Origin of the sequence: Citrobacter sp. W9, assembly GCF_026719375.1 — a bacterium.
Classification (GTDB): domain Bacteria; phylum Pseudomonadota; class Gammaproteobacteria; order Enterobacterales; family Enterobacteriaceae; genus Citrobacter; species Citrobacter werkmanii.
Genome location: NZ_JAPPTE010000045.1, coordinates 1 through 8,319, shown reverse-complemented (window position 1 = coordinate 8,319; position 8,319 = coordinate 1). Strand labels below are relative to the sequence as shown.

General features: G+C 58.3%; 9 protein-coding genes. 4 read left to right on the top strand and 5 right to left on the bottom strand.

Features of this window, described 5'->3' with window-relative positions; all coding sequences use genetic code 11:
* Positions 1 to 136: 136 nt before the first annotated feature.
* Positions 137 to 3,103, bottom strand: coding sequence for a Tn3-like element ISPa38 family transposase (locus tag OOJ59_RS27430; protein ID WP_032640605.1), 2,967 nt, complete (start codon positions 3,101 to 3,103; stop codon positions 137 to 139).
* 158 nt (positions 3,104 to 3,261) lie between these two features.
* Here OOJ59_RS27430 and OOJ59_RS27425 point away from each other — a divergent pair, with 158 nt between their 5' ends.
* The 4 genes from OOJ59_RS27425 (at position 3,262) to OOJ59_RS27410 (ending at position 4,865) form a co-directional block, all read left to right on the top strand.
* Positions 3,262 to 3,552, top strand: a complete 291-nt coding sequence (locus tag OOJ59_RS27425; protein ID WP_001247892.1) for a nucleotidyltransferase family protein — start codon at positions 3,262 to 3,264, stop codon at positions 3,550 to 3,552.
* Complete coding sequence (locus tag OOJ59_RS27420) at positions 3,549 to 3,950, top strand: HepT-like ribonuclease domain-containing protein (protein ID WP_001293886.1); 402 nt, start codon at positions 3,549 to 3,551, stop codon at positions 3,948 to 3,950. The genes OOJ59_RS27425 and OOJ59_RS27420 overlap by 4 nt, the downstream gene beginning before the upstream one ends.
* Positions 3,940 to 4,296 carry a cupin domain-containing protein gene (locus OOJ59_RS27415; RefSeq protein ID WP_000215515.1) on the top strand — a complete coding sequence of 119 codons (357 nt, stop codon included), beginning with the start codon at positions 3,940 to 3,942 and terminating at the stop codon, positions 4,294 to 4,296. Before OOJ59_RS27420 ends, OOJ59_RS27415 begins: the two co-directional genes overlap by 11 nt.
* Before the next feature lie 254 nt (positions 4,297 to 4,550).
* On the top strand, positions 4,551 to 4,865 hold the full coding sequence (locus OOJ59_RS27410; RefSeq protein WP_000091613.1) for a hypothetical protein: 315 nt from the start codon (positions 4,551 to 4,553) through the stop codon (positions 4,863 to 4,865).
* Between the two features lie 172 nt (positions 4,866 to 5,037).
* Here OOJ59_RS27410 and OOJ59_RS27405 read toward each other — a convergent pair whose 3' ends face one another.
* The 4 genes from OOJ59_RS27405 to OOJ59_RS27390 all read right to left on the bottom strand — a co-directional run.
* A complete protein-coding gene (locus OOJ59_RS27405) occupies positions 5,038 to 5,571 on the bottom strand; it encodes a phospholipase D family nuclease (RefSeq protein ID WP_000792636.1) in 534 nt (177 codons plus the stop codon).
* Entirely contained in the window at positions 5,571 to 6,566 is a 996-nt protein-coding gene (locus OOJ59_RS27400) for an ATPase, T2SS/T4P/T4SS family (protein ID WP_012561144.1), read from the bottom strand. The genes OOJ59_RS27405 and OOJ59_RS27400 overlap by 1 nt, the downstream gene beginning before the upstream one ends.
* A 41-nt stretch (positions 6,567 to 6,607) precedes the next feature.
* On the bottom strand, positions 6,608 to 7,768 hold the full coding sequence (gene virB10 / locus OOJ59_RS27395; protein WP_012561145.1) for a type IV secretion system protein VirB10: 1,161 nt from the start codon (positions 7,766 to 7,768) through the stop codon (positions 6,608 to 6,610).
* On the bottom strand, positions 7,768 to 8,319 hold a 552-nt coding region (locus tag OOJ59_RS27390; RefSeq protein WP_233604102.1), incomplete at its 5' end, for a TrbG/VirB9 family P-type conjugative transfer protein. The genes OOJ59_RS27390 and virB10, both read right to left, overlap by 1 nt.

The window sequence follows — 8,319 nt, the reverse complement described above, 5'->3', positions numbered from 1 at the left end:
AATGAATATGGAAAGAGTTTTTACCCAGATCGATACCAATGAGCGCAATGTTTTCCATGATAGTTCTCCGAATGAAAGCCTGTCCTCAGCATAATACCGGGAAGGAGGGAGTGACCATCTCATTAAATAAAGCACGCTAAGCCGGTTGCAGCGGCCGTAGCGGCCTGAACTTGCCCGCGCCGATCTTGGCGCTGCTGCGCCAGAGGTAATCGCCGGTCAGGTTGATGTGCTCCCAGCCGAGCGGCGACAGGTACTGCAACAGGCCGTCATCGACGGCTTGACCGTGGCCACGCAAGGCGTTCGCGGCCCGCTCCAGATAGACCGTGTTCCATAGCACGATGGCCGCCGTCACCAGGTTGAGGCCGCTGGCCCGGTAGCGCTGCTGCTCGAAGCTGCGGTCGCGGATTTCCCCCAGGCGGTTGAAGAACACGGCGCGGGCCAGCGCGTTGCGCGCCTCGCCTTTGTTCAGCCCGGCATGCACGCGGCGGCGCAGCTCGACGCTTTGCAGCCAGTCCAGGATGAACAGTGTGCGCTCGATGCGTCCCAGCTCACGCAGGGCGACGGCCAGGCCGTTCTGGCGCGGGTAGCTGCCAAGCTTCCTGAGCATCAGCGAGGCCGTCGCCGTGCCCTGCTTGATCGAGGTGGCCATCCGCAGGATTTCATCCCAATGGGCGCGGACGTGCTTGATGTTGAGCGTGCCGCCGATCATCGGTTTCAACGCCTCGTAGGTGGCATCGCCCTTCGGGATGTAGAGCTTGGTGTCGCCCAGGTCACGAATGCGCGGGGCGAAGCGGAAGCCCAGCAGGTGCATCAACGCGAAGACGTGGTCCGTGAACCCTGCCGTGTCGGTGTAGTGCTCCTCGATCCGCAGGTCGGATTCGTGATACAGCAGGCCGTCGAGCACGTAGGTCGAGTCGCGCACGCCGACGTTCACGACCTTGGTGTGGAACGGCGCGTACTGGTCGGAGATATGGGTGTAGAACGTCCGCCCTGGGCTGCTGCCGTATTTCGGATTGATGTGGCCGGTGCTCTCGGCCTTGCTGCCGGTGCGGAAGTTCTGGCCGTCCGACGATGACGTGGTGCCGTCGCCCCAATGCCCGGCGAAGGGATGTCGGAACTGCGCGTTGACCAGCTCGGCCAGTGCCGCCCCGTAGGTTTCGTCGCGGATGTGCCAGGCTTGCAGCCAGGCCAGCTTGGCGTAGGTCGTGCCGGGGCACAATTCCGCCATCTTGGTCAGGCCCAGGTTGATCGCGTCGGCGAGGATCGTGGTCAGCAACAGGTTTTTGTCCTTGGCCAGGTCGCCTGACTTCAGGTGGGCGAAGTGCCGGGTGAAGCCCGTCCATTCGTCTACCTCCAGCAGCAATTCGGTGATCTTGACGTGCGGTAGGATCATCGCCGTCTGGTCGATCAGGGCCTGTGCGGTATCGGGCACCGCCGCATCGAGCGGCGTGATCTTCAGGCCCGACTCCGTGATGATGGCGTCCGGCAGCTCGTTGGCCAGCGCCATGCGGTTGACGGTGGCGAGCTGCGTTTCCAGCAGCGTCAGCCGGTCATGCAGGTACTGGTCGCAATCGGTGGCCACGGCCAGCGGCAATTCGCTGGCCTGCTTGAGGCTGGCGAATTTCGCGGGCGGCACCAGGTAGTCCTCGAAGTCCTTGAACTGGCGCGAGCCTTGCACCCAGATGTCGCCGGAGCGCAGCGCGTTCTTCAGCTCCGACAGCGCGCACAGTTCGTAGTAGCGCCGGTCGATGCCGGTGTCGGTCATCACCAGCTTCTGCCAGCGCGGCTTGATGAACTCGGTCGGCGCGTCGGTGGGCACCTTGCGGGCGTTGTCGCTGTTCATGCTGCGCAGCACCTCGATGGCGTCGAGTACGTCCTTGGCGGCGGGCGCGGCCCGCAACTTGAGCACGTCGAGAAATTCCGGCGCGTAGCGGCGCAGCGTGGCGTAGCTCTCGCCGATGCGGTGCAGGAAATCGAAGTCCTCGGGTTGCGCGAGCCGCTGCGCTTCGGTGACGCTCTCGGCGAAAGCATCCCAGGACATGACGGCCTCGATGGCGGCGAACGGATCGCGGCCCGCTTGCTTGGCCTCGATCAGCGCCTGGCCGATGCGCCCGAACAGCCGCACCTTGGCATTGATCGCCTTGCCGGATGCCTGGAACTGCTGCTGATGCTTGTTCTTGGCGGCATTGAACAGCTTGCCCAGGATGCGGTCATGCAGGTCGATGATTTCGTCGGTGACGGTGGCCATGCCCTCGATGGCGAGCGCCACCAGGGTCGCGTAACGCCGCTGCGGCTCGAACTTCGCCAGGTCGGCGGGCGTCATCTGGCCGCCCTCGCGGGCGATCTTGAGCAGCCGGTTCTGGTGAACCAGCCGCTCGATGCCGGAGGGCAGGTCGAGCGCCTGCCACGCCTTGAGGCGTTCGATGTGTTCCAGCATGTGCCGCGAGTTCGGTTTGACCGGGGATTGCCGCAGCCAGGCCAGCCACGTCGTCTTGCCGTTGTCGCGGCGCTTGAGCAGATCGTCGAGGCGACGGCGATGCACGTCCGTCAGCGGCTCAGCCAAGGCGTCGTAGAGACGCCGGTTGGCGCGGGTAATCGCTTCGGCGCTCGCCCGCTCGACGGCGTTGAGGGCGGGCACAATGACCGACTGCCGCCGCAGGTGCTCGATCAAGGCTCTGGCCAGCACGATGCCCTTGTCGGTTTGCATGGCCAGCTCGGTCAGCAACTGGACAGCCTGCCGGTAGTGGCCAATCGTGAACGGCTGGAAGCCGAACACCGTTTGCAGCTCGACCAGGTGCTCGCGTCGGGTCTGCTCACGCTGCCCGTACTCGTCCCAGCTTTCGATGCCGACCTTGAGCTGGTTGGCGACCAGTCTCAGCAATGGCGGGAACGGTGGCTCATCAGCGCCAAGGATGACGCCGGGAAAGCGCAGGTAGCAGAGCTGCACCGCGAAGCCCAGCCGATTGGCCGGGCCGCGCCGCTGCCGGATGATGGAGAGGTCGCTTTCGCTGAACGTGTAGTGACGGATCAACTCATCCTTGGTGTCCGGCAACGCCAGCAGGCTTTCGCGCTCGGCGGCGGAGAGGATCGAACGGCGGGGCATGCGGTTTCCTTCTTCTTGAAAACGTAGGTTTGTGACAAGCCCGCCAAGGCAACCGGCGCGGCACGGGAAGCAAGGCATTGCGATTCTCGAAAATAGTTCTTGAAATTCTATTCTTGATTGCATATCATCTCAACGAGTTTCGATAAGAAAGGATGCGCATGCGACCGTCTGTTGTGCTTGACATGAAGCGAAGCGCAGTGCGTGAAGCGGTAGGCCGCTTTCGCGCCGCGAACCCGCGCGTCTTCGGCTCGGTGCTGCATGGCACCGACCGGGATGGCAGCGACCTCGACCTGTTGGTCGATGCGCTGCCCGGTGCCACGTTGTTGGACTTGGGCGATTTGGAAGAAGAACTGAAATCGCTGCTCGGCGTTGACGTCGATCTGCTGACTCCCGGCGACCTGCCGCCGAAGTTCCGGGCCAAGGTGCTCGCGGAGGCGCAACCGATATGAGCGAGAACCGCCTGCCCGATTACCTCGACCACATTCAGCAGGCCGCAACCGATGCGCGCAGCTTCGTGGAAGGGATGGCCAAGGACGACTTCTTGGCCGACAAGCGCACCCAGCAGGCCGTCATCATGAGCCTGATCGTCATCGGCGAGGCGGCCACAAAGGTGATGGATGGCTACGTCGAGTTCACCCAGGCGCATGCCGACGTGCCGTGGCGCAGCATGCGCAATATGCGTAATCGCATGGCTCACGGCTATTTCGACATCAACCTCGATGTGGTGTGGGAGACGGTACAGGAATGGCTGCCGGCGTTGCTCCAGCAATTGCCCGCCGTGCGTCAGGATGCCGACGATGAAGACCGTAACGACAACTGTGAAAGAGGGATCTCCGATGACTGTTGAATCGAGAATATTTTCTGTAGCCGAGTATGTTCAGCCGTCCGAAGGCGAGCCTATTCGTTCCGTTGTGCTTGAAACCCGAGACTCAATTATCGTGGTTTGGCATGTCCATCCCGGGCAGGAAATTGCGGCTCACATTCATCCTCACGGCCAAGACACGTGGACTGTTTTGTCGGGAATGGCTGATTACTTTCAGGGCAATGGGATTGTTCGTGCCCTCAGGGAAGGTGAGATAGCCGTGGCAAGACCGGGCCAAGTGCACGGGGCGCGAAATACAGGTACCGAGCCATTTGTGTTAGTCTCGGTTGTGGCATCAGCCAATGCCGGTTTCGTATTGGCTGAGCGATAGAGCCCAATCTCTGGAGTTGGTCCAATGAGCGGTCGGGGAGATAGGTAACAGACATGCAGCGGACACGGCTGCTAAACCAGGTCGCAAACCTCCTTGCGTCGCAGCGTGCCGCAAGCGACGCGATCAATCGAATGGGGTCGGCATGAGACTGAACACCATCCAGTTCCCGACCGCGTAGCCGCCTGTCCTGCCGATCAGGTCTTGACCATCGACGCCTGGGATCAGTCCTGAATGTTCTTGGAGACCACTACGTTATGAGCCGCAGCCGCCGCAAAACACCCATCGTCGGGCACACGACCTGCGGCAGCGAGCGCGAGGACAAGAAGCTCTGGCATCAGCGCTGGCGCACCCGTGAGCGCACGGCGCTGACCAGCGCGTCGCCCGAAGCCCTGAGCGCCCATCTGCCCCTGCTGGAAAACCAGGCCAGCAGCGTCTGGTCGATGGGCAAGGATGGCCGCTCCTACTGGCCCGTCAAGCGCCAGGCCGCCACGGCGGATCGCATCGCCAATCACAAGGGACGCAACCCGCAAGAACGCGCCTCCCTGAAAAAGCGCCTGCTTACACTGTGATTCCTTCAAAATATCTCAACGAAATTTCCCGACACCTGTTTAAGCTATCTTGCTGATATTTCTGTTTTTCGATTTTTGCCGGCGCGATGCCGGCGACGTTGGCCAGCTGCCCCGGGCGCGATACTGAGATCAGTTTCTTTGAACAAAAAAACCGCCTTTTGGCGGTCAGTATTCAGTAGCTGGAACGGTAGTCTCTCCCCCGATTCCAGCGGTCTTGCCAGTGTTCGAGGAATGATTCAGCGAGCTTAGGCATGTTCCAGATCACCACCGCATTCTCCGAGTTTTTCGTTTCGGCCGCTTTGGTGAAATTAAAGCTGCCAGTTTCAACGGTCACATTATCCACGATGATCACCTTGTCATGCTGGATAGGGAAATCACTGTCAGTACGCAAAGGGATGCCGCTGTTCGCTATGTAGTTCATGGCCGCAATGCTGGCGCGCCCCGTATTGCCCCTTTCATCAATTACGATTTTCACATCAACTCCCCGTTTTTTGGCTGCTACCAGTGCTTTCATAATATCCGGGGCGGTAAAAGAATAAGCCATCATCCGTATCGAGGTTTTTGCGGAGTCAATGGCGCTCAGGACGAGAACGCGGGCGCTTCCTTCAGGCGAGTAGCCAACCTGAACGGATGGTTCCACCGCAAAGGCGGGCAGGGCGGCTGTCGTAAATGCTGCGGCCAGAAGCCAGGTTGCTAAGTTTTTCATTACAGGCTCCCGTTCACACACTGCATTTTATATTCAGGGTCAAAATAAATTTCTTTGATTTTCCGCTTTTCCATATGCACCACAACGTCAATGGTGGAGTAGAGCATTCGCATAATATCGCTCATATCGAGCATACGGCCGATAGGGGTCGCCTTGATAAGCAGCCCAATACGGTTAAAGGCATCGCGCGCAGAGTTAGCGTGCGTTGACATAACACCGCCTGGATGGCCGGTATTAAGTGCTTTAAGATAATCCCACGCAGCATCATCCCTAAGCTCAGTCATGATGATACGGCCCGGTGTCAGACGCATACAGGCTCGCAGGGCATCAGTGGCGCTGACGCGGCCGATCTTTCCTGCATCGCCGTACATCATATAAACGGCTTCTACAACGTGATCGACCGTGACTTCGTGAACGTCCTCTAAAATAATTACACGCTCGTCTTTATGTAGCGATTTTAACAGCGCGCGCGTGAGTACCGTTTTCCCCGACCCGGTTTCACCGCAGATCACGATAGTGCGTTTCTTCTCAACGGCGGTTTGCAGGAATGCGGGCCATTTTTCGCTGCTGTGCAGCTCTTTAAGGAAAAAATCATCATCCGTTAGGCTTTGCTTGCTGCCGGTAATCTTCCGGCAGTCACTGAAAATCCCCTCGCGGGTCAGCTGCTCCAGATTTTTATCGGCCGCCAAATCCTTACGAAACGCTACGGCCGTTGTACCGTCAATCACCGCAGGGGGCAGACAGATAACGCCCCTGATCCCGCCAGGCAGGATCACGTCATTAATGGCCTGCATGGTCAGCTTGTTGCTGCTCACCAACGATTTAGCAAGGTTCCTAATAAAATCTGCCGTAATTGCCGCGTTCTGCACAACCCTGCGGCCGCTGAACGTATCACAGATAACTTCCTGAAAGCAGTTAATGCGAATTTCAAAAACAGTAGGATCTTCTAAATACTCGCGCAGTGGGCCAAGTTGATAGAAAGCTGCATCAGTCATGATTACTCCTGAAGAAAAGCGGGCGCTAAGCGCCCACTTTTTTAGTTGTCTGCGAGCGTATAAACGCCGCTGAAATCGAGGTCGCGGGCAACAAAAATGCTCACCGCATCACCCTGCTGATCGTAGAGGGTAGGGGGGATAGACATGTAAGAGCGGAGTGCTTCAGACGCCAGCTGCTCACCGCTGTTTTCTGTACTGTTGTACTGAATGTTATTACTCTGCGTCTGGTTAACCAGCGCCGTTAAGGTGTCAGAGAACAACGAAATCATGATCGCACCACGCAGACGCTCCCACATATGGGTATCCACCTGGCCCGGAATCCCCGCGCTGCCGAGTGAGTTCGTTCCGGCACTGTCAATATTAACGATTGTTCCGTCCTGGTCATTGCGGATACGCTCCCAGAGAACAAACACGCGCGCCTGGCCGTCTTTGATACCACCGGTAATCTGCCCGTCAACCCATGAGCCTTTATCAATCAGCCTAACGAGTCCATCAGCTGAGTAAACGTCCTGTGAAACCCGGCAGGAAACCTGACCCGGAACAGTGGTATCCAGCTCGGTGCCGGTACCACAGGGGATCATTTTGCCTTTCGGAACAGTCAGGCTGGGATTAGCCATGACTCCAGCGCGGCTAGCCTTCAGCCTTGCAGGAGTCAGGTTTTTAGCGAGTGCTGAACTACCTTCGCTTGTTTCGTTGTCCTGGGGCTGCACTCCGGGACTATTGCTTGTAGCCGCCTGATTAGTCTGGGCCAGCTCGCCGCCCAGACGACGCTGCATAGCCAGTTCTTCAGGCGAAGGTTCTTTACGCTTATTAGAGGTACGCGCGCCGGTATTGCTGCTGCCCGCATCTGCATCTGCCTGTGCGGCAGCCTGCACAGCACGGGCATCAGTGGCGCTATTCTGCGCAGTTGCAGGTTTATTAACATCAGGATCGCTGTTAAAGCTGTAGTTTGGCAGTGTATTGGCCTGTTGCGCTTTACCACCGTCTTTATCAGCTTCAGCTTTAGCCGGGGCGCGAATTTTACCCATGACCGTAATCCCGATGAATACCAAAGCAAGCAGCGCCATCAGTATGACAAAGGCTTTCATACCAGGAGCCGAACGGCGGTTACTGCCATTAAATCCGCCACGCTCGCTTTCAAATTCACCGTCTCCGGTGTTTTCATCGAGTTCCTGATCTACATCGACACTTTTACGGGCCATCAGTTATCCTCCCCAATTTGAACCCTGCGCACATCCGGGGAAGCCGTACCGGTTGCTACCGCACCGGCGCCCGGCGCGAAATTATTATTACGAACGCCAACGACTTTATCGCCCAGACGAATACGCCACTCTTTAGCGACGGTTTCCACCTCGATGATGTTGCGGTTCTCACCCACAACATGAGAGTTAGGCAGCGTTTCTTTGCCACTGGCCGAGATCATGTAGACCTGCGGTAACTCCGCATTGGCCGGAAACTCAAACCGGGTAAAGCGGTAGTTATCCCAGACGTGAACCGGCTGGATGCTGCGCATTTCAGGCTGTTCGCTCATTACGTACTGATAGTTCTTCGCCCCCGCAAAAGCCGTCTGCTTCAGCTTCTGCGTAATGCGTTTTTTATCAGCCGCGCTTTTGGCTTTTTCCTGCTGGGGTCGTCTCAGAATTCGGAAAATAAAGCACGCTAAGGCGTAGTCACCCCGTGACTCCCCCGCGCCGATGCAGCGAGCTTCGTTCCGTCTTGCAGTGACGCAATCAGCGGGCAGGAAACGTTCCCT

Coding starts and splice junctions, on each gene's coding strand:
- OOJ59_RS27415 (WP_000215515.1), top strand. CDS start 3,940: ATGACTGTTGAATCGAGAATATTTTCTGTAGCCGAGTATGTTCAGCCG.
- OOJ59_RS27405 (WP_000792636.1), bottom strand. CDS start 5,571: ATGAAAAACTTAGCAACCTGGCTTCTGGCCGCAGCATTTACGACAGCC.
- OOJ59_RS27425 (WP_001247892.1), top strand. CDS start 3,262: ATGCGACCGTCTGTTGTGCTTGACATGAAGCGAAGCGCAGTGCGTGAA.
- virB10 (WP_012561145.1), bottom strand. CDS start 7,768: ATGGCCCGTAAAAGTGTCGATGTAGATCAGGAACTCGATGAAAACACC.
- OOJ59_RS27410 (WP_000091613.1), top strand. CDS start 4,551: ATGAGCCGCAGCCGCCGCAAAACACCCATCGTCGGGCACACGACCTGC.
- OOJ59_RS27400 (WP_012561144.1), bottom strand. CDS start 6,566: ATGACTGATGCAGCTTTCTATCAACTTGGCCCACTGCGCGAGTATTTA.
- OOJ59_RS27420 (WP_001293886.1), top strand. CDS start 3,549: ATGAGCGAGAACCGCCTGCCCGATTACCTCGACCACATTCAGCAGGCC.
- OOJ59_RS27430 (WP_032640605.1), bottom strand. CDS start 3,103: ATGCCCCGCCGTTCGATCCTCTCCGCCGCCGAGCGCGAAAGCCTGCTG.